General features: G+C 74.3%; 15 protein-coding genes. 9 read left to right on the top strand and 6 right to left on the bottom strand.

What is annotated here, in order from left to right:
* Positions 1–8: 8 nt before the first annotated feature.
* Positions 9–956, top strand: a complete 948-nt coding sequence (locus LZG04_RS36150; protein WP_233825707.1) for an SDR family NAD(P)-dependent oxidoreductase — start codon at positions 9–11, stop codon at positions 954–956.
* Positions 957–1,083: 127 nt separating this feature from the next.
* Positions 1,084–3,162 carry a glycosyl hydrolase gene (locus tag LZG04_RS36145; RefSeq protein ID WP_233825705.1) on the top strand — a complete coding sequence of 693 codons (2,079 nt, stop codon included), beginning with the start codon at positions 1,084–1,086 and terminating at the stop codon, positions 3,160–3,162.
* 134 nt (positions 3,163–3,296) lie between these two features.
* Here the strand turns inward: LZG04_RS36145 and LZG04_RS36140 are convergent, their stop codons facing one another.
* Positions 3,297–3,683, bottom strand: coding sequence for an ATP-binding protein (locus LZG04_RS36140; protein ID WP_374202964.1), 387 nt, complete (start codon positions 3,681–3,683; stop codon positions 3,297–3,299).
* Between the two features lie 146 nt (positions 3,684–3,829).
* On the opposite strand from LZG04_RS36140, the gene LZG04_RS36135 reads away from it, so the two are divergent.
* Positions 3,830–4,660, top strand: a complete 831-nt coding sequence (locus tag LZG04_RS36135; protein ID WP_233825701.1) for an alpha/beta fold hydrolase — start codon at positions 3,830–3,832, stop codon at positions 4,658–4,660.
* Between the two features lie 6 nt (positions 4,661–4,666).
* On the opposite strand, the gene LZG04_RS36130 is transcribed toward LZG04_RS36135, so the two are convergent.
* Positions 4,667–6,895 carry an AAA domain-containing protein gene (locus tag LZG04_RS36130; protein ID WP_233825699.1) on the bottom strand — a complete coding sequence of 743 codons (2,229 nt, stop codon included), beginning with the start codon at positions 6,893–6,895 and terminating at the stop codon, positions 4,667–4,669.
* 1,018 nt (positions 6,896–7,913) lie between these two features.
* Between LZG04_RS36130 and LZG04_RS36125 the strand changes: the two genes are divergently transcribed.
* Positions 7,914–8,735 carry a bifunctional DNA primase/polymerase gene (locus tag LZG04_RS36125; RefSeq protein WP_233825697.1) on the top strand — a complete coding sequence of 274 codons (822 nt, stop codon included), beginning with the start codon at positions 7,914–7,916 and terminating at the stop codon, positions 8,733–8,735.
* Here LZG04_RS36125 and ligD read toward each other — a convergent pair.
* From ligD to LZG04_RS36110, 3 genes are read right to left on the bottom strand one after another with little or no spacing between them, the layout of a single operon-like run.
* Entirely contained in the window at positions 8,732–9,676 is a 945-nt protein-coding gene (ligD, locus tag LZG04_RS36120) for a non-homologous end-joining DNA ligase (RefSeq protein ID WP_233825695.1), read from the bottom strand. The two genes, LZG04_RS36125 and ligD, sit on opposite strands and share 4 nt — an antisense overlap.
* 28 nt (positions 9,677–9,704) lie before the next feature.
* A complete protein-coding gene (locus tag LZG04_RS36115; RefSeq protein ID WP_267938751.1) occupies positions 9,705–10,817 on the bottom strand; it encodes an MFS transporter in 1,113 nt (370 codons plus the stop codon).
* Positions 10,817–11,431, bottom strand: a complete 615-nt coding sequence (locus LZG04_RS36110) for a hypothetical protein (protein WP_233825693.1) — start codon at positions 11,429–11,431, stop codon at positions 10,817–10,819. The genes LZG04_RS36115 and LZG04_RS36110 overlap by 1 nt, the downstream gene beginning before the upstream one ends.
* A gap of 615 nt (positions 11,432–12,046) precedes the next feature.
* Between LZG04_RS36110 and LZG04_RS36105 the strand changes: the two genes are divergently transcribed.
* From LZG04_RS36105 to LZG04_RS36085, 5 genes are read left to right on the top strand one after another with little or no spacing between them, the layout of a single operon-like run.
* Positions 12,047–13,102, top strand: a complete 1,056-nt coding sequence (locus LZG04_RS36105; RefSeq protein ID WP_233825691.1) for a hypothetical protein — start codon at positions 12,047–12,049, stop codon at positions 13,100–13,102.
* Between the two features lie 10 nt (positions 13,103–13,112).
* Positions 13,113–13,940: an ACP S-malonyltransferase gene (locus LZG04_RS36100; protein WP_233825689.1), complete on the top strand. Its 828-nt coding sequence runs from the start codon at positions 13,113–13,115 to the stop codon at positions 13,938–13,940.
* 11 nt (positions 13,941–13,951) lie between these two features.
* The gene (locus tag LZG04_RS36095; RefSeq protein ID WP_233825687.1) at positions 13,952–17,530 is read left to right on the top strand and encodes a type I polyketide synthase; all 3,579 of its coding nucleotides are present in this window, start codon (positions 13,952–13,954) and stop codon (positions 17,528–17,530) included.
* Positions 17,530–18,867 carry an MATE family efflux transporter gene (locus LZG04_RS36090; protein WP_233825685.1) on the top strand — a complete coding sequence of 446 codons (1,338 nt, stop codon included), beginning with the start codon at positions 17,530–17,532 and terminating at the stop codon, positions 18,865–18,867. The genes LZG04_RS36095 and LZG04_RS36090 overlap by 1 nt, the downstream gene beginning before the upstream one ends.
* Positions 18,864–20,255 carry a hypothetical protein gene (locus tag LZG04_RS36085; RefSeq protein ID WP_233825683.1) on the top strand — a complete coding sequence of 464 codons (1,392 nt, stop codon included), beginning with the start codon at positions 18,864–18,866 and terminating at the stop codon, positions 20,253–20,255. Before LZG04_RS36090 ends, LZG04_RS36085 begins: the two co-directional genes overlap by 4 nt.
* Before the next feature lie 61 nt (positions 20,256–20,316).
* On the opposite strand, the gene LZG04_RS36080 is transcribed toward LZG04_RS36085, so the two are convergent.
* Complete coding sequence (locus LZG04_RS36080) at positions 20,317–21,183, bottom strand: DUF4231 domain-containing protein (protein ID WP_233825681.1); 867 nt, start codon at positions 21,181–21,183, stop codon at positions 20,317–20,319.
* Positions 21,184–21,326: the final 143 nt, after the last annotated feature.

The raw sequence follows: 21,326 nt of genomic DNA, 5'->3' as shown, positions 1-21,326 counted from the left end.
GAGAGACTGTGAACCAGGACGACGGCTCGACCACCCCCAGTCCGACGGGAACGACCGTGATGACCGGCGCGAGCAGGGGCCTGGGCCGCGTGGCCGCCGAACACCTGCTCCGCCGCCACCCGGACCGGCACCTGCTCGTGCTCAACCGCAGGCCGGGTCTGGCCGCCGAACTGGCCGCGAGCACGGGCAACCGCAACGTCTCGGAGGTGATCTGCGACCTGGCCTCGTTCGCCGACATCCGGCGGGCCGCCGCCGAGGTCGCGAGCGCGCTCGACACCCTCGGGCCGCTGGACGGCTTCCTCGGCAACGCGGGCCTGCAGATGGCGACCGCCCGCCGGCTCACCGCCGACGGCATCGAGATGACCTTCGGCGTGAACGTGCTGGCCTACCACCTGCTGCTCGCCCTGCTCCGGCCGCACTTCGCCGTCCCGGCCCGCGTCGTGGTGGTCGGCAGCGACGTGCACGACGCCGACCTCAACACCCTGGGCCTGATCCCGCCGCCGCGCTGGGACGACCCGCGCGAGCTGGCCAAGCCGGGGCGGGACACGGCCAGGGAGGGTCGGCGGGCGTACGCCACCAGCAAGCTCGGCGTGATCTACCTCGTGCACGCGCTGCGGCGCCGACTGCCCGAAGGGGTGGACGTCTACTCCTACAACCCGGGCATGGTGCCCGACACCGACCTGTCCCGCGACGCGGGCCGGTTCGGCCACGCCGCGTATCGCCTGGTCGGCAAGGCGCTGGTCAAGTTCCCGTTCGCGACGACCTCCGCCCACGCGGGCCGCCTGTTGGCCGAGACGATGTCGGGCCCGCGCCCCGGCGACAGCGGCTCGTACATCAGTCGGGGAGAGGTGATCCCGTCCTCTCCCGAGTCCTACGACGAGCGGCGCGAGGAAGAGCTGTGGGCCGTCGCCGACGACCTGTGCGGCCTCGCGAGCACGCGGCGCCGTCCCGCGTGAGCCCGCTGCGCCGGCGAACAACTCCTTTGTTGTGCGCGCCGTACGCCCTATGCTCGCTGGGAGCGCTCCCAGAAATGGGGAGGCGAAGCCGGCACCCGGGCCAACGACGGTGAAGGGGACGAACGACGTGAGGTTGTTGCTGCTGCTCGTCTCCCTCCTGGCCGCCACCATCGCCCCGCCGGCCTCGGCCGCCGCGTCGGCCGAGTGGGTCGAGGCCGAGTCCGGCGCCCTCGCCGGGGTCGCCGTGGAGTCGACCGTCGAGGGCTTCTCCGATACCGGCTACGTCACCGGCTTCGACGAGCCCGGCGACCACCTCACGATCACCATCCCGGACAGCCCCGGCGGCCTGCACGACCTTACCGTCCGCTACGCCGCCCCCTACGGCCCCAAGCAGACCGCCGTCTCGCTCAACGGCTCGTCCATCGGCGAACTGGCGCTGGCCGAGAGCCCCACGTTCACCGAGGCCGCCGGCGCGCGGCTCGTGCTGGCCGAGGGCGACAACACCCTCACCTTCACCACCGCGTGGGGCTGGTACCTGATCGACGCGATCAAGGTGACCCCCAGCGCGCCTCCCGCGCCGGGCGTGCACGAAGCCGAGGACGGCCGGCTCGACGGCACCGTCGTCGAGTCGAGCGTGGCGGGCTTCTCCGGCCGGGGCTACGTCGGCGGGTTCGACCAGCCCACCGACAGCGTCACGATCACCATCCCGGACAGCCCCGGCGGCCTGCACGACCTCACCCTCTTCTACGCCACCCCGTACGGCGCGAAGACGGCGTCGCTCTCGCTCAACGGCTCGGGCCTGGGCGACGTGCGGTTCCCGGAGCACCCGACCTTCACGTCCATCCCGGCGGGCAAGGTGCTCCTGCGCCGCGGCGACAACACCGTCACCATCACCAACAACTGGGGCTGGTACCTGATCGACGCGATCAAGGTGACGCCCAGCGCGCCGCGCGGCCCGCACCAGGTCACCGGGGCGCTCACCGACCCGGCGGCGACCGCCGAGGCCAAGGGCCTCATGCGCTACCTCGCCGACAACTACGGCCGCACCACCCTGTCCGGTCAGCAGGACCAGGCGAGCATCGACTGGGTCGAGCAGAACATCGGCAAGGCCCCGGCCATCGGCGGCTACGACCTGATGGACTACTCGCCGAGCCGGGTCGAGCGCGGCACCGTCGGTCGCGACGTCGACCACGCCCTGGCCTACGACCGGCGTGACGGGATCGTGACCATGGCGTGGCACTGGAACGCGCCGTCCGGGCTGATCGACCAGCCGGGCAAGGAGTGGTGGCGCGGCTTCTACACCGACGCCACGACCTTCGACCTCGCCGCCGCGCTGGCCGACCCGAACTCGACCGACCACCGGTTGCTGATCCGCGACATGGACGGCATCGCGGTGCAGCTCAAGCGCCTGGCCGACGCCAAGGTCCCCGTCCTGTGGCGGCCGCTGCACGAGGCCGAGGGCGGCTGGTTCTGGTGGGGCGCGAAGGGCCCCGGGCCCGCCAAGCAGCTGTACCGGCTGCTGCACGACCGGCTGGTCCGCCACCACGGCCTGCACAACCTGATCTGGGTGTGGAACTCCGTCGCGCCGGAGTGGTACCCCGGTGACGACGTGGTCGACGTGGTCAGCATGGACTCCTACCCGCCGCAGGGCGACCACGGCCCGGTGATCGGACCGTACGAGCGGCTGGTCGAGCTGGGCGGCGACCGCAAGCTGGTGGCGCTCGGCGAGGTCGGCTCCATCCCGGACCCGGACCTGGTCCGCGCCTACGAGGCCCGCTGGTCGTGGTTCGTCACCTGGTCCGGCTCCTTCATCCAGGACGGCGTGGTCAACCCCCGCGACTTCGTGCACCGCGTCTACCAGCACGCCGACGTCGTCACGCTCGACGAGCTGCCCGACTTCAAGAAGACACCCGGCCACTGCACCGCGACGATGCGCGTGGTGGCGCAGTGGGGCACCGGGCACCACGTCGAGGTCACCGTGCGGCACCAGGAGAACTCGCCGTCCGCGGGCTGGCAGGTGAGCTGGCCGTCCGGCGATGGAGAGATCCGGCACGTCTGGGGCGCGACCGTCACCACCGACGGCGGCACCGTGACGGCGAAGAACGTCTCCTGGAACGCGGCCGTGAAGCCGGGGGAGAGCACGACCTTCGGCTACCTCGCCGGCGGCTCCCCGACAGCGCCTGCCTTGACTTGCGCCATCGGGTGATCACGTCCGGTGGACCGGCGGGAGCGACCCGGGTACCGGACGCGGTGTCCGCACCCACTGCCCCGCCACCACCGGGCTTGTTCCGGCGTCACGACACCACGCACGTCAGGCCGCGGCGCGTCCAACCCGTGGCGTCACCGGGTCGGGACTTCCGCCCACACCACCTTGCGGTCCTCGTGGTGGTCGAAGCCCCAGCGCACCGACAGCCGGTTGACCAGCAGCAGCCCGCTGCCCGCGGCGGGGTCGTCGGACCTGCCGAGCACGGGGAGCACGCTGGGGCTGCGGTCCTCCACCTCGACCCGCAGGACGTCCCGTTCGTCGACCCTGGACACCCGCATCCGCCACGGCCCCTCGGCGTGCCGCCGCGCGTTGCCCGCCAGCTCGGTGGCGATCAGCGCGAGGTCGGCGACGCGCCGGTCGTCCGCCTCCCAGGCGATCTGCCGCACCCTGGCCGCGATGTCGTCGGGTGTCCGGACGCCGCCCACCGCCAGGTCGAGCCCGTCGTCAGGCAGGTCCACCATGTTCACGGCATGCTCCTTCGGCACCCTGTCGGCTCAAGGCGCACGGACGAGGTAACCGTTCCGGGCAGGGCTCAAACCCCGATCCGGTCACTTTCCGGCAACCCCGCATCGACCCCGGCGGTGGTCGGCGCTGTTACGCTCCGCCGGTGGTGACGGAGATCGACATCCGCCTGGACGACGGCCGCACGCTGCACGCGTACGACTCCGGCGCGGGCGACCTGGCCGTCTTCTGGCACCACGGCACGCCGAACATCGGCGCGCCCCCGGCCCCGCTCTTCCCCGCGGCGCGCCGCCTCGGCATCCGGTGGGTGTCCTACGACCGCCCCGGCTACGGCGGCTCGACGCCGCTGCCCGGCCGCGACGTCGCCTCCGCCGCCACCCACGCGGCCGCGGTCGCCGACGCGCTGGGCATCGACCGGTTCGCGGTGTTCGGCCACTCCGGTGGCGGCCCGCACGCCCTCGCGTGCGGCGCGCTGCTGCCGCACCGGGTGCTCGGCGTGGTCAGCGCGGCCGGGCTCGCGCCGCGGGACGCCGACGGGCTCGACTGGTTCGCGGGCATGGCGGCGTCCGGGGTGGCGTCGCTGCGCGCGGCCGAGGCGGGCCGTGCGGTGAAGGAGCGGTTCGAGGCGTCGGGCGTGGTGTACGACCCGGAGTTCACCGAGGCGGACCTGGCCGCGCTCAACGGGGACTGGTCGTGGTTCGGCGACGTCGTCGGCCCGGCGGTGCAGGCGGGTCCGGCCGCGTTGATCGACGACGACCTGGCCTACGTCACCCCCTGGGGCTTCGCCGCGGGCGACGTGACCGCCCCGGTGCTGCTGCTGCACGGCGGGCGTGACCGCGTGGTGCCCGGCTCGCACGGCGAATGGCTGGCCGGCCGGTGTCCCGCGGCGGAGCTGCGGCTGTCGCCCGAGGACGGCCACATCTCCATCGTCACGTCAGCCCCGTCGGCTTTGGAGTGGCTGCGCGCCCGCGCTTAGCCCTCTTCAGGGGCGGCCGGCGGTTTCGGCCGCGAGTTCCTGCGCCAGCTCGACCGCGGCCCGCGCCGGGTCGTGGGCGAAGCGGCTGGGGAACGCGTCGTGCACCCGCCAGCCCGCGCCGCGCAGGGCACGCCACCGGGCTACGTGCGCCGCGACGCCGTCCGGGTGCGGCCGGGTGTCCACGGCCACGGCCGACCGCCGGTCGCCCACCACCAGGTCGACCCGCCACTGGCCGACCGGGTAGCCGGTGCGCGGGGCCAGGCCGAGCGCGGTCAGCTCGGCCGCCAGCCGCCGGGTCCACTCGTCGGCCGGCGCGACGCCCTCGGTCTCGGTCGGCGGCACCTCCGCGTGCCGCAGGTACTCGCCGAGGAGGCCGACCGGCCGGGCGGCGGACGTGACCACGTGCACCAGGCGCCGTGCCCGGGTGGTCAGCACGGCCAGCAGGTTCGGGTCGTTGGCGAACCGCCAGGTGGCCGGCCGGTCGTCGTCGGTCAGCGCCACGCTGATCACGACCTCGTCGAACTCCGAGCCCTGCACGCCGTGCACGGTGCCGACGCGCACCCCACCCGTGGTGATCTCGTCCAGGCTCAGCCGGTCGAGCAGGGCCTGTTCCACCGCGTCGGCCTGCGCCCGCAACGGCGTCACCACGCCGATCGAGCGGACCCCGGCGGCGATGCGGCGGCGCAGGTGCGCGAGCACCGCGTCCACCTCCGCCGCGTTGACGCCCTTGTCGTCCCGCGTGCCGGCGACGTGCTCGACGTCGATGCAGTCGACGTCGGCGATCGACGGGTGCGTGGTGAGCAGCGCGATCCGGCCCTCGTAGAACCGGGTGGCGGCGAACCCGATGAGGTGTGGCGCGCAGCGGTGGTGCTCGGTCAGCCAGTGCACCCCGGCCGCCGCCGCGCCCGCGTCGAACAGGCTGACCTTCGGCACGTCCAGCCGGTCCGCCAGCGCCGCCGTGCCCTCCGCGGCCACCGCCTCGCGCACGGCCTGCTCGCCGACGAACGACACGTGCCGCAGCTGGCGCGGGTCGCCGCCGATCACCGCCCGCCGGCCGCGCAGCAGCGCGGGCGCGGCCAACGGCTGGTCGACGTGGCCGGCCTCATCGATCACGACCAGGTCGAACATGCCCGGCACGGCGGGCAGGATGTCCTCCACGTCGGCCAGCGTCCCCACCCACAACGGCAGGGCCTGCACCAGGTCCGACGTCGACACGTCCGCCAACGCCCGCCGCCGCGCCGCCCGGCCCGACCGCAACGCCGTCGCCAACGCCGCCACCGCGCGCCGCGGCCCGGAGCCGCGGCGGCTCATCGCGAGCGTCGCCAGCCATGCGGCGATGGCGGCGTGCCCGTGCGCGTCCGCCTCGGCCAGCAACCCGCGCAGCGCCTCCAGCGAGGTACCGCCGTTCGCGGCGACCCGCACCTGCGCGGCGGACTGCTCGGCCGCCCGCACCGCCGCCGCCAGGTCGGCCGCGCCCACGTCGTCCGCCGCGCCCGCCAACCGCCGGGCGGCCCGCAGCGCCCACCGCGTCCGCACCCCGCCGAACACCCCGTGGCGCGGGCGCAGCAGGCCGTGCAGCCGGTCGAACCCGACGCCTTCGCCGAACGCGAGCGGCGCGACGGCGCGGTGCCCCGGCATCAACGCCTCGAACTTCACCGCCGCCTCGACCAGCTCCTCGTCCCGCAACGCGTCGCCCACCGCGCGTTCGATCCGGGCCACGGCCGCGACGGCGTCCCGCCTGCCGTGGTCGAGCCGCTCCAGCTCGCCCTTGGCCGTCGTGGCGGCCAGGCCCGTGCTCAGCTCCCGGGCCATCTCCTGGCGCAGCTCGGAGTCGCCGAACAGGACCGGCACCGGGCCGCCCGCGCGCCTCAACGCCTCACCGAGCACGTCGGCGGCGTTGCGGGTCCGGCTGGCCAGCAGCACCGAGCGGCCCGAGGCGACCGCGTCGAGCGCGATCGCGGCCAAGGTGTGCGTCTTGCCGCTGCCGGGCGGCCCGCCGACCACGGTCACCGGTGCGACGCGCGCCGCCAGCACCGCCGCCCGCTGGCTCGGGCTCAGCGGCAGCGCGCCGTGCACGACGTCGTCGCCCTCGACCGCCGCGTCCTCGGTCGACGAGTACAGCCCGGCCAACGCGGTCGCCTCCACCCCGGATCGCCGCGCCCACGTGTAGAGCGCCGCGCCGCGCTCGGTGCTGACCACGGGCTCGCCCGCGTGCAGCCCGGCGCCCGCCACCACGACCAGCCGGTCGCCGCCGACCAGCCGGCTCGGGCCCGAGCACGGGCACGTCGGCGAACCCGCTGGCGGCCAACGTCGCGTTGATCCACTCCGCGCCCGTGGCCAGCCGCGTCTCCAGCTCCGCCGCCTTGGCCCAGTCGGTCAGCAGCGGGAACATGCCGACGTCGCCCGCGACGTGGAAGACGTAGTCGCGCCGACCCGCCTGGTGCAACCGGACCGGCCGTGACACCAGCGGCAGGCACACCCGCCTGCGCTGCCCGTTGACCGTCGCCGGCCCGCACAGGAACGCCCAGCCCAGGCGCAGCAGCCGGTCTTCCTGGTGCAGCGCGTCGAACGACGCCAAGCGGTCCACGCTCGCCCGCTGGTCCGGCCGCGCGGTCCACGGCACCGGCGTCCAGCTCGGCGGCTGCCCTTCGTCGGTGAGGGTCCGCCACGCCGCCTGGTCCGCGCCCAACCACACCAGGCCGGCGGTCTTGGTCAGGTCGAGCTGCACCCGCTGCGGCTGCTCGGACGCGCTGAGACGGGCCAGCGTGCGCAGCACGGCGGGAACGGTCACGGGGAAATCCTGCCACCCGGGTCGGACGAGCAGCCTCGGATCGGACGCACCCGGTGAAGACCGCTCGGCGCGGTGGCCGCTGGAGCAGGCGCGCCCGACCCCGCCGGCGAGCACTGCCCCGGCGGGAGCACCGCGAGGCGCGGGCTGTGGTGCATCGGCCCTTCGATCGCGCGCACTCGACCACCTTCGCGGGTCGCTGCCGGAGGCGCGGGCTGTGGCGCGGCGGCCACCGAATCGCAGGCGCTCGACCGCGTTGCTGAGGTCGCTGCCCGGTGAAGACCGCGAAGCGGACCCCCGAACTCCTCGCCCCGCGGGCCGGGTGCCGTTCACGGAGGTCGGGCGCGGTCACGACCGCCGGCTGCCGCGCACGGCGTCCTGGTGGCCCTGTACGCGTTGTCCCGGCCCCGGCACACTGAACCTCGGCGGCGCTTCCCCCGTTGCCCGACATCAGGGGGAACGAGCATGACCAGGTACCGGGCGGCGCTGGCCGCCGTCGCACGAGGCTGGCCCGTGGTGCCGTTGCGCCCGCACGGGAAGGTGCCCGCGCTGCGCGGTTGGGACGACGAGGCGACGCTGGACGGCGACCGGATCAGGCGGTGGTGGTCGCGCCGCGCCTACAACGTCGGCATCTCCTGCGGTCCCGCCGGGTTGCTCGTGGTCGACCTCGACGTGCCGCACGGCCGGCAGGCGTTCGCCCGGCGCGCCTGGCAGCACGGCGAGGAGGACCCGCGCGACACCTACACGGTGGCCACGCCCAGCGGGGGAGAGCACCGCTACTTCCGCGCTCCGGACGTGCCGCTGGGCAACAGCGCGGGCCGGATCGCGCCGCACGTCGACACGCGGGGCGTCGGCGGGTACGTGGTCGCCGCCGGGTCCGTGCTGGGTCACGGGCGCTACCGGGTGGTGCGGGACGCCCCGGTCGCGCCCGCGCCCGAGTGGCTGGTCGCCGTGCTGACCCCGCCACCGCCGCGGGATCCGCCGATCCCGGCCCAACGGCCCGCGCCGCGCCGGGTCGACGCCTACCGCGCCGCCGTCGTGGAGGGCGAGGCGGAACGCGTCCGCGACGCCCGGCCGGGCACCCGCGCGCACGTCGTGTTCACGGCCGCGTGCCGCCTCGGCGAGCTGGTGGGCGCGGGCTGGCTGGACGAGACGACCGCGTTGGCGGTGCTGCTGGCCGCCGCCTCGCGGCACGACGGCGTCGAGGGCTGGACCGAGCGCGAAGCGCTGCGCCACGTCGAGAACGGCATCGCGCTGGGCCGACGCCGGCCACGCGTGCTGCGTTAGGGCTCGGGCGCCTCCACGCCGTCGCGGTCGGCCCACTCCAGCAACGGCTCCAGCGAGAACACCGCGTCGTCGATCCCGGCGTGCAGGTCGCCCAGCTCGGCGAACCGCGCGGGCACGGTGGCGATGGTGAAGTCACGCGGGTCCAGCGAGTCGATCTCGTCCCACCGCACCGGCGTGGACACCGTCGCCTCCGGCACCCCGCGCACCGAGTACGCGCTGGCGATCGTGTGGTCGCGCGCGTTCTGGTTGTAGTCCACGAACAGGCTGCGCGGGTCGCGGTCGCGCCGCCACCACGCCGTGGTGACGTCGTCGGGCACGCGCCGCTCGACCTCGTGGGCGAACGCCAGCGCCGCCCGCCGCACGTCGGCGAAACCCCACTCCGGCTTGATCCGCACGTAGATGTGCAGCCCGGAACCACCGGAGGTCTTCGGCCAGCCGACCGCGCCCAGCTCGTCCAGCACCTCGTGCGCCACGTGCGCGACCCGCCGCACCCGGTCGAACGGGCAGTCGGGCATCGGGTCCAGGTCGATGCGCCACTCGTCCGGCTTCTCGGTGTCGGCGCGGCGCGAGTTCCACGGGTGGAACTCGACCGTCGACATCTGCACTGCCCACACCACGTCCGCCACGTCGGTCACGCACAGCTCGTCGGCGTGCCGGTCGTACCGGGGGAAGTGCACCCGGACCGTGCGCACCCACGGCGGCGCGCCGCTGGGCAGCCGCTTCTGGTGCACCTTCTCGCCGGCCACGCCGGACGGGAAGCGGTGCATCATGCACGGCCGGTCGCGCAGGGCGCGCACGATCCCGTCGCCGACCGACAGGTAGTAGTGGGCGAGGTCGAGCTTGGTCTCCCCGCGTGCGGGGAAGTAGACGCGATCCGGGTTCGAGATCCGCACGACGCGGTCCCCGACCTCCAGCTCCACCGAAGGCACCTTTCCGGCCATGCGGGCAACCTAACCCGGATCGCGTCGATCAGCGCGTCACCAGCCTCCTCTCGCGGTTCGTGGCGGCGATCGCGGCGGCCGCGACGGCGACGGCGGCGCCCACGAGGGGGACGGCCGGGGCGTGCACCGCGCCGGCGAGCACACCCGCGCCCGCGATGCCGGTGTAGATGGCGGAGGCGTTGAGGGCGAGCAGGAGGTTCGCCCGGCTCGGGTCCACCGCGACCAGGGTGGCGAACAAGGGCGGGTTGAACGCCCAGAACAACGCGCCCCACGCGGCCATCACGACGACCGCCGCCGGCCCGGCCAGCATCGTCGGCAGCAGCACCAGCACGGCCGCGCAGCCGCCGAGCGCCACCAGCAGGGGTGTGCGGGGCCCGTGCCGGTCCGCGGCCACACCGCCGACCGCGTTGCCCAGCACGCCGCCGACGCCGTAGGCGAGCAGGTGGCCGCTGTCGGGCGGGCGGCCGGTGATCGGGCCCAGGTAGCCGTAGACGCTGAACGTGGCCAGGCACGCCAGCAGCGACACGGCCAGCAGCCGGCGCACGGGCGGGTCGGCCAGCGGCGCGAGCCGGTCCCGGAACCCGATCGCCGGGCCCGGTCGCACCGGCGGCACGGCGGACCGCACCACCAGCGCCGCCACCACGCACAGCGCCGCGACCAGCACGAACGCCGCCCGGTAGCCGTGGTGGTCGGCGATGAACCGCCCGGCGGGCACGCCCAGCAGCGTCGCGGCGGTCAACCCGGCCGTCACCACCGCCATGGCCTTGGCCTTGTGGTCGGGGTTGAGCTGCGCGGCGACCGCGGTGGCCGCCGGCGTGGCCAGCGCCGCGCCGCACGCGGTGAGCACGCGGGCGGCCAGCAGCAGGTCCAGCGTCGGCGCGAGCGCCGCGCCGACGTTGCCCGCCGCGGCCACCAGCAGGGCCGCGACCAGCAGGGCCCGCCGCTCGAACCGCGCGGTGAGCAGCGCCAGCACCGGCGAGCCGACCGCGTAGGCCAGGGCGAACGCGGTGATCGTCTGGCCCGCGGCGGCGGTGGTGACGTCGTGGTCGGCGGCGACCTCGGTGAGCACCGCCGCGACCACGTACCCGCTGGACCCCGCCGCCACCGTCGTCGCGGCGAGCGCGGCGGTCCGGGCGCGCATCACGACACCAGGCGGGGCGGCGCCGGGGTCAGGTGACCGGTCAGGTCGGGTGGGCGGCGGCCGGTGAACGCGACCCGGTAGACGGTCTCGCGCACCAGCGCCACCGGTCTGCCCGCGCTGAGCAGGGTGGCCTGGCACCACAGGGCGGGCACGTCGTCGGCGTCGTCGGGCAGCGGGTCGGTGAAATCGGGGTCGTCGGTGGGGCGGGTGGTGGTGGCGTAGTGGGTGGCGCGGCGGGCTCCGGTGACCAGCAGGCCGAGCGGGGTGTAGCCGCGGGCGAGCTCGTCGCGCCCCGGCTCGTCGAGCTCGAGGCCGCGTTGGTGCACCAGCGCGGTGATCGCGGCCAGGCGCGGGCCGCCGTCGCCGAGGTGCGGCACGAGCCAGCCCTCGCGCCGGGTCACCTCCGCGTGCGGGGGTAAGCCGAGCAGGTGCGCCTGTCGGGGGGTGAGGCGGTGCGGGGTGTCGGGTCGCCGGGGGTCGCGGCGCAGGCGGTAGCCCACCCACAGGGACAGCACGCGGGTGAAGGGGACGGGTACGTCGCGCAGGAAGCGGGCCATGGTCTCGGCCCGGGTGCCTGCTTCGTCCGCGTGCTCGGCGGGTACGGAGAGGATCATCGGGGTGCACCTTCCGGTGAGGCCGCACACGTCGTTGTGCGGGCGTCGGTGCGATGGACACCACGATGAGGCCGCATTGATGCGGAGACATCGGTCGGCTGACGGAGAAGATCCCGCCCGGGCTCCACAGTGGACGCTGCATGGCCGCGTCCGACCGGGTACCGCGCGGTGTGGGCCGTCCGGCCGCGCGGACTACGTGCTCCCGTACCCCGCCTCGTGGCGCGTTCGCGCGGCGCCGGGCGACCCGGGCTCGCCGGATTGCCCTGGTCGGGGACTCCGAGTACGGCTCACGTGTGCTTTCCACGTCGTCCGCAACCGCTCCCGCGGGGTGACCGGTCAATTGTCGTGAACCGTCCTCGCGATTAGCGTGACGCCGCGTTCGCGAGAACACGACGACCGACCGAGGAGAACACGAAGACGGGCCGACCGGCCCGCCATAAAAAAGGCGAATGCCGATCACGGTCCCATAGGTGTGGCCTATCAGGTCGTCGCCGCCGTCGCTTCGAATTAATTTCTTCGCGACTCATCGTTAACACGTCAGGCCAGGTGGCCGGTGCCGCGACCCGGCACGGCACCCGGCCGTACCAGGGTCGCCCCGAAACGGGTCGAGGTGTCATGCGCTCTCTTTTGCTGTTCGACGGTCTGGGTGGGACCAACGATCACCTGATAACCGGCCTGCGCGAGCTGCGCGCGCGGCCGGAGAACGCCGCGTTCTTCCACGCCGTGTACCGCGCGCTGGACGAGTCGGTCGATTATCTGGGTCCGGGTGCGGCACCGACCGGGTGGCCGTTGGAAAAGTGGCTCGGCGGGGTCGAACCGCCGCCGCTGGACTCGGTCGCGGCCGGTGTGTGCGTGCACGTCCACCAGCTCTGCCTGCTCCAGCGGCCGGACGCGGGCGGTGACGTGGTCGCGGCGCTGGGGCACAGCATCGGCCTTCAGGCGGCCGTGGTGGCCGGTGTGCGCGCACGGCGGCTGGACGAGTTCCTGGCGCTGGCCGTCACGTCGGTGAAGCTCGTCGCGGTCAGCCTGGTCCGGGCGCGCCAGGCCGTGCCGGACCGGGGGACCGACCCCGACCTGGCCGCCGGCTACCGGCGCGGCCGGGGCGCCGCACCGGGCCCGATGGCGTCGGTGACCGGGATGCGGCGCGACGAGCTGACCGCCCTGCTGGCCGACTCGGCCGACGTGGCGCTGGGCCTGGCCAACGCGCCCACCGCGCACGTCGTCAGCGGCCCGACCGCCGACCTGCTCGCCCTGCGGGCCCGGCACGCCGACGCCTTCGACCGCCCCGGCGTCACCTGGGCGTTCCTGCCCAACACGATCCCGTTCCACAGCCCCGCCCTGGCCGACGTGCCCGCCCGGGTCCGCGCCGACCTGGACTTCATCGGTCCCGCGCCGACGCCCGACCGGCTGGCGCTGCCGGTCTACGCCGGTGACGGCCCGCGCGACCTGCGGCACGCCGACGACCTGGTCGACGAGTACCTGACCCAGGTGTTCGTGCGGCCCATTGACTGGGAGCCGGCCGTGCGGCACGCCGTCGCCGACGCCGCCGCGGCCCAGGTCCTCGACTGCGGGCCCGGCGCGGGGGCCCGCCGGTTCACCCGCGAGTGCCTGCGCGCCGGCGACCGAGCCGTGCGCGTCGAGTCGTTCCGCCACCTCCGCCCAGCCGGATAGGAGATCCGCCGTGTTCTGTCTGCTCTTCCCCGGTCAGGGCGTCCAGCGCAAGGGCATGGGCGCCGAGCTGTTCGCCCGCCACCCCGACGCCACCGCGCTGGCCGACGACGTCCTCGGCTACTCGATCGAGGAGCTCTGCGTCCGCGACCCGGACCGCAGGCTGCGCGACACCCGGTACGCCCAGCCCGCCGTGTTCTTCGTCAACGCGCTGGCGGCGCTGGACCGGCTGGCCGAGCACCCCGACCGGTACGCGTTCTTCGCCGGGCACAGCCTGGGCGAGTACAACGCGCTGGTCGCGGGCGGCGTGCTCGGGCTCGGCGACGCGCTGCGGCTGGTCAAGCGGCGGGCCGAGCTGATGTCGACGATCAGCGGCGGCGGCATGTCCGCGGTGCAGGGCGTGCCCACCGCGTTCGTGCGGCGCGCGTTGGCCGAGACCGGCCTGCCGAACGTGTTCCTGGCCAACCTCAACGCCGACACCCAGACCACCATCGCGGGGGACCGCGCGGAGGTCGCGGTGGCGGGCAAGGCGATCGCCGCCCCGCCCGGCGCGAGGGTCGTGCCGATCAACGTCAGCGGACCGTTCCACACCCCGCTGATGGAGCCCGCCGAGACGGCGTTCCGCGAGGTGCTGGCGGGCTTCACGTTCGCACCCGCGACCACGCCGGTGGTCTCCAGCGTCACCGGCGAGCCGTTCACCGGCCCGGACCTGCTGGCCCGCCAGCTGTCCGCGCCGGTGGAGTGGGTGCGCGCGGTCCGGACCCTGCGGGAGGCCGGGGTCACCGAGTTCGACGAGGTCAACGGCCGGACCTTGACCTCACTCGTCAACAAGATCCACTGAGGGGTACCGCCATGAACACCGACATCGCCGTAGTGGGACTCTCGGTGGACGTGCCCGGCGCACGCGACCTGGACGCCTTCTGGCACGTGGTCAGCACCGGCACGAGCACCAGCAGGCCGTTCCCCGCCGACCGGCGCGAGAAGCTCGCCGAGTACATCCGCTACCTGCGGGCGACCAGCATCGACCCGGTGCCCGACCCGGACATCGAGTACCACAACGGGTACTTCCTCGACACCGTCGACCACTTCGACCACGCCGCGTTCGGCATGAACCCGCGGCAGGCCACGCTGACCGACCCGCACCACCGGATGGTGCTGCGGGCGATGTACCTGGCGTTCGAGGACGCGGGCTACTCGCTGGACCGGTTGCGCGGCAGCCGCACGGGCGTCTACGTCGGGTTCGCGGTCAACCCCGGCTCGACCTACCTGGACTACATCAGCCGGGTCGACCCGTCGGTCGGCCAGCAGGCCATCACCGGCAACATCCCGGCGATGCTGGCCAACCGGCTGTCGCACTTCCTGGACCTGCGCGGCCCCAGCATGGTGGTGGACACCGCCTGCTCGGCCACCCTCGTCGCGGTGCACCAGGCCAAGAACGCCCTGCTGCTCGACGACTGCGACATGGCCGTGGTCGGCGGCGCGCGGATCGTGTTCGCGCCCGTCAAGCACCGGCACTCCAACATCGGCATCGAGTCGTCCGACGGCGTCACCCGCACGTTCGACGAGGCCGCCGACGGCACCGGGTTCGGCGAGGGCTCCGGCGCGGTGGTGCTCAAGCGGCTGGACCGGGCGCTCGCCGACGGTGACCAGGTCTACGCGGTGATCAAGGGCAGCGCGGTCAACCACGACGGCAACACCGAGGGCATCACCAACCCCGACTCCGACTCGCAGGCCGACCTGCTGCTGTCGGCGTGGCGCAACGCCGACGTCGACCCGCGCACCATCGGCTACTTCGAGGCGCACGGCACCGCCACGCGCGTCGGCGACCCGATCGAGCACGAGGGCATGAAGCGGGCGTTCGCCAAGCACACCTCCGACCGGGGCTTCTGCGCCGTCGGCACGGTGAAGGCCAACGTGGGCCACCTGTTCGAGGGCTCCGGCGTGATCGGCCTGATCAAGGCGATCGCCGTGCTGCGCCACCGGATGATCCCGCCGCAGGCCAACTTCACCACCCCCAACCCGAAGCTCGACTTCGCCTCCGGCCCGCTGTACGTGCCGACGAGCCTGCGACCGTGGGAGTCCGACGGCCCGCGCCGCTGCGGCGTCAGCGCGTTCGGGCTGGGCGGCACCAACGCCCACGTCGTGCTGGAGGAGTTCACCGCCGCACCCGACGAGCGGCCGGCGTCGTCCGGCGCGCACCTGTTCACGCTCAGCGCGGCCACCATCAAGTCGTTGACGCGGATCGTGGAGCGGCACATCCGGTTCATCGACGGCGGCGGGCTCGACGGCGTGGACATCGCCGACGTCTGCCACACCAGCCGGGTCTCGCGCGGCGGCCACCGCCACCGGGTCGCGCTCGTCGTCACCGACGCCGCCGACCTGCGCCACCAGCTCGCCGAACTGCTCGCCGACCGGCCCACCCCGCTGCCCGAGGGCCCGCTGGGCGACCAGGGCCGGGTGTTCACCCGCGGCGGCGAGGTCGACTGGCGGTCCCTGCTCGGCGACCGCCCGCCGCGGGTCGTCCGGCTGCCCGGCTACGCGTTCGACGAGTCACCCGCCTGGGTGAGCTTCCCCGACACGTGGCGGGAGAAGCTCAACCTCGACACCACCGACGAGCGGCACCCCGTGACGCACGACGTCGAGTTCCAGCAGGCGCCCGCCGCCCGGCCGGTGACCGCGCCGAACGCCCGGGTGCTGGCCCTGGTCGACCCGGACACCGACGCCGAAGCGGTCCTCGCCGGGCTGGGCGACGTCACGTTCCTGCGCCTGGGCGAGCCGATCGGCACGGGCCCGGTGTTCGCCGCCGAGGACACCGCCGCCCACGACGAGATCGCCCGGCTGGTCGGCGACGGCGTCACGCACCTCGTGCACGCCCTGGCGTTCGAGGACGCGCCGGCCGCCGACGTGGCCGAGGTCGAACGGCGCGCCGGCAAGAACCTGCACAGCCTGTTCCTGCTGACCAAGGCGCTCATGGCGGCCGGGGTGAAGGTCGACCTGGCCGTGCTCACCCGCACCGCCGTGTGCGCGCACGACGGCGAGCCGGTCGTGGCGGAGAACGCCGCGCTGGTCGGCTTCGGCAAGGTCGTCGGCCGCGAGTACCCCTACATCAAGGTCAAGCACGTCGACGTCGACGCGGCCGTGCCGCCGGCGGCGCTGCGGGCCGAGGTGTTCGCCGACGAGCACGGCGTGTTCCTGCTGCGCGGCGACCAACGCCTGCGCGAGGTGTTCGTGGAGGTGCCGGAGGTCGAGCCCGCCGGCGCGGAGGACTACCTCAAGCCCGGCGGCACCTACCTGATCACCGGCGGCACCGGCGCGCTGGGCCTGGCCGTGGCGCAGCGGTTCGCCGCCGCCCGGGACGACCTCACCCTGGTGCTGCTGAGCCGGTCCGGCGTGCCGCCGCGCGAGCAGTGGGACGACCCGATCGCGGTGCCCACCGGCTCGGCCGCGGCCAAGCGCGTCGACGCGGTGCGGGCGCTGGAGGCGACGGGCGCGACGGTGGCCGTGGTCGCGGCCGACGCGGGCGACCCGCGGGCGCTGGCCGAGGCCGTCACGGCGATCCGGCGCGACCACGGCCGCATCGACGGCATCGTGCACGCGGCCGGCCTGCCCGGCGGCAGCACGATCATGTTCCGCCGCTCCGCCGACTTCGACGCCGTGGTGCGGGCCAAGCTGCACGCCGCGTTCGTGCTGGACCAGCTCACCCGCGACGACCGGCCCGACTTCATCGCCCACTTCTCGTCCGTGGCGTCGGTGTTCCCCGCACCCGGCCAGGCCGACTACGCGGCGGCGAACTACTACCTGGACAACCTCGCCCGCGCCCAGGCCGGCGGACCGTGCCACGTGATCGCGCTGGACTGGGTCGCGTGGAAGGAGATCGGCATGGCCGTGGACTTCGGCACCAACGGCGACACCATGTTCAAGGCGCTGCCCACGGCGGTCGGCCTCGACGTGCTCGACGCGGGCCTGAGGTCCGCGCGGCCGCGGCTGTTCGCGGGTGAGCTCAACTACCGGGGCGAGCTGATCCACCTGCTGCGCTCCTACGACGTGACGCTGTCGGCCGACATCGAGGCCAAGGTGGAGGCGGAGATGCAGGCGCTGGAGCAGCGGCTGGTCGAGGCCGCGGAGAAGACCAGGGCGAGCGTCGCCGCGGTGTCGGTCGAGCTGGAGGGCAGGCCCGACGGCGAGTACAGCGACGTCGAGCGGTCCGTGGCCCGGTGCCTGGCGCTGGCGTTCGGCTACGAGACGCTCGACGTGGAGGCCGACTTCTTCGACCTGGGCGGCGACTCCATCATGGCCGCCGGCGTCGCGGGCACGATCGCGGTCTGCCACGGGGTGTCCTACGACGTGGCCGACCTCCTCGCCGACCGCACCATCGCCGAGATCGCCTACCACGTCGAGGACCTGGCCGCCTTCGCCGCGGAAGTCGCCTGATGGCGCACGTGTCGGACCTGACCGAGGGGCCGGCGCTGCGGCGCATCGTCGGCTTCGCGCTGCCCCTCACCGCCGCGAACCTGCTGCAACAGGGCTACCTGCTGGTCGACGGCATCGTCGTCGGGCACTACGTCGGCGTCGAAGGGCTGGCCGCGGTCGGCGCGAGCGGGCCCTTGTTCTACCTGCTGAACGCGATGTTCATCGGGTTGGGCACGGCCTTCACCATCCGGCTGGCGCACCTGCGCGGCGCGCGGCAGGACGGCGAACGGCGCGGCGTCGTGCTGTCGTTGGCGCTGCTGACGGTGGTGTGGTCGGTGGGGTGCGTGCTGCTGGTCACCGTGCTGGCCCGGCCGACCCTGGCGCTCATGGGCATCGAGGGCGCGCTGGCCGACGACTGCGCCGAGTTCATCAGCACGCTGTCGCTCGGGTTCCCCGGCATCTTCGGCTCGGCGGCGGTGAGCGCCTACCTGCGCGGCCTGGGCGACTCCCGGGCCGCGATGTGGGTGCAGGGGCTGGGCAGCGTCGTCAACGTCGTGCTGGTGCTGCTGTTCGTGGCGGTGCTGGACCTCGGCCTGTCCGGCGCGGCCCTGGCCACGGCCGCGGCCGCCACGGTGGCGCTCGTCGCCGGTCTCGTCCACGCCGGGCGCACCCACCCGGTGCCGAGGGTGGGTGAGCGGCCCGCCGTGCGGCGGGAGCTCGTGGACGCGGTGCGGCTCGGGTTCCCGCTGGCGAGCCAGCACATCATCCTCGCGGTGGGGATCATGGTGCTGGTCTGGATCATCCAGGCGTTCGGCCCGGTGGTGCTCGCGGCGTTCACCGTCGTGTCGCGGATCGAGCAGTTCACCGCGATCCTGTTCCTCGACTTCTCCGGCGCGGTCACCGCGTTCACCGCGCAGAACCTCGGCGCGGGCCGCGAGGAGCGCACCCGGCGCGGCCTGTGGCACACCCTCGGGCTCACCGTCGGCCTCACCGCCGTGCTGTCGGCCGCGGTGCTGCTCGCCCGCGGCCCGATCGCCGCGCTGTTCACCGACGACCCGGCCACCCGCGAGCTGACCGAGCGGTACATCCTGATCATCTACCCGTTCTTCGCGCTCTACACGGTCATGGTGGTGCTGCACGGCCACCTCAACGGCGCCCGCCGCACCACCGCGCCGCTGGTCTGCACGGTGATCGCGTTCGTGCTGGTGCAGATCCCGTTCGCCTACCTGCTGCACGGCGTGTTCGGCATCGAGGCGGTGATGTGGGCGGTCGTCGCGGGCTGGACGGCGGGGCTGTGCTACTCCGCGTGGTGCCTGCGCCGCGTCCTGTTCGCCCACCCCGCGGGAGTCGCGTCGTGATCACCGAGAGCACCGCCGAGGTCGAGTTCCACGGCGGCCGCGCCCGCACCGGCCACCTGACGTGGGGCCAACAGAGCACGTGGGACGGCTTGCGGCAGTGGCTGCCGGAGATCAAGCCGTTCTTCTTCCTCACCCGGTGGCTGCCGGTGCCGTTGCTGCTGGAGCTGGGCGACGTGCTGGACGTGGTGGGCGAGCTGATGCGGCGGCACGAGTCGCTGCGCACGCACTTCCACGTCAGCGCCAGCGGCGACGTGACGCAGGAGGTGCTCGGGTCCGGGGTGCTGCGGGTCGAGGTGCACGACCGGCCCGCCGACGACCCGGTGCAGTTCGGCGACATCGTGACCGCGTGCTGGCAGCGCGGCACGGCCACGCCGTTCGACCACTCCCGCGAGCTGCCGATCCGGCTGTCGATCGCACTGCACGAGGGCATCCCGGTCCTGGTCGTGTTCGCCCTGTCGCACATGGCCGCCGACTACACCGGGACCGAGGTGCTCGTGACCGAGCTGGCCGCCCTGCTCCAGGCCCGCGCCGACGGCTCGCCACCACCACCGGTGCGGCCGTCGCTGCAACCGGTCGACCTCGCGGCGTCCGAGCGGTCACCGGCGGGCCAACTGCTCAACGTCGAGGCCCTGCGCGGGCTGCGCGCCGAGCTGGCGCGGATGCCACCGGCCACCCCCGCCCGCGCCGAACCCGCCTCACCCCGCTACGTCGGGGCCGACCTCGACTCGGAGGCGCTGCCGGTGGCCGTGCGGCTGGCCGCCCGCCGCTGCCGGACCACCACCTCGGTGCTGATGCTGGCCATCGCGACCGCGTTGGTCCGCTGCTTCTGCCCCGGCCCGCTGCACCGGCTCGACGTCATGCAGAGCAACCGCGTGACGCCCGAGCTGATGGGCAGCGTCACGACCCTCAACCAGGCCGTCCGCACCGTGGTCGACCTGCGCGCGGACACGTTCGCCGACCTGCTGCGCCAGGCGGAGCGCACCATGGCCGACGCCCGCGCCCGGTCCCGCTACGACACCCGCGCGGCACGGGAGGTCGTCCGCGCGTGGGGCGGCGAGCTCGAACCCGGCACCCAGTTCAACGACATGTGGTCCACCATCCCCAAGCCCCGCGCCGCGACCGCGGTGATGGACACGTCGAAGTCGGAGCTGACCTGGCCCGCCACCTCCGACGCCGAGGACATGGTGCTGTACCTGGACACCCGCGGCACCGCCGACCGGATGCAGCTGGTCCTGATGGCCGACACCGCGGTGCTGGCGAGGGAGGAGATCGGCGGGTTCCTGCTCGCGTTCGAACGGATCGCGGTGCTGCTGGCCACCGAGGACGTGCCGCTGGAGCGGGTGGGGGAGTTGTTCGCCGACAGCCGGGTGGAGCCGCTGACGGGCTGAGGCCGGGCCGGGCCGCCGCGGTCGCCGCACGCGGTCGCCCGGCTCGCCGCCGAACGGCGGGTCAGCTCTCGACCGGCCGCGACGCCAGCCACAGCCGGTGCTCGCGGCCCATGGACTTCTCCGCCTCCGCGACCGCGTCCGCCCACGACGCCTCGTCCGCGTCCCGCAGCTTCACCCGCACCAGCACCAGCTCGCGCGCGGCCATCGAGTAGCTGGTCGCCAGCGTGGAGTGCCGCCGCGTCCCCAGCCACGCCGCACCGCTGGCCACGCACGCGGCGAGCACACCGGACAGGTCGACGTTCCACCCGGCGAACGCCTGCCCGCCCGCGAGCACGATCGCCGCCACCTCGCCGCCGATCAGCCCGATCCGCCACCGCAACGCGCGCTCCCGGTTGTGCCGGGCCCGCGCCGAGTACCAGTCCTTCTGCTCCTGGACGCGGTTGTCCAGGTAGACCTTCCGCCGCTGCTCGAACGACGACGCCCGCAACGCGGTCATCGCCCGCGTGGGCGACGGGTCGTCCCCCTCCATCGCCAACCGCTGCTCACCCTGCGCGACCACCTCGGCCACCCGGTCGCGGTACAGCTCGCCCGACCGTGCCGCGTCGACCGGGAACGGCGCACCGCCCACCGCGTACCGCCAGGCCAGCGTCTTGATCGACTCCGCCACCGCGCGCCCGGCGTACCAGTCGCGCTCGGGCTGCTGCGTCCACAGCAGGATCTCCACCACCAGCGCCACCGCGAACGCCACCATCGCCAGCAGGGCCCACGGCTGGACACCGGTCTGCCGCGCCCAGGGCAGCGCACTGCCCACGGCCGCCGCGATGGCGCTGACCAGGCGGATCCGGCTCCACGCCAGCGCCTGCCGCTGACCGCGCAGCGACGCCTTCTCGGCGTCGTGGAACAGAGCGGGTAGGTCGGCGTCGGTCATGACCCTCCGTCCGTGGCGCGTCCCGGTCCCGGCGGCGACGATCCTCCCACCGCCCGAGTCCCGCACCACCGAACGACCCGCCGCCGACCCGCGCCCTTCACCCGTCGGGCACCGACCCGCGCCGCACCCCCTCGACCGAGGGG

This window comes from Saccharothrix sp. S26 (assembly GCF_021390395.1).
GTDB lineage: Bacteria > Actinomycetota > Actinomycetes > Mycobacteriales > Pseudonocardiaceae > Actinosynnema.
This window is presented reverse-complemented; position numbering and strand designations above follow the sequence as displayed.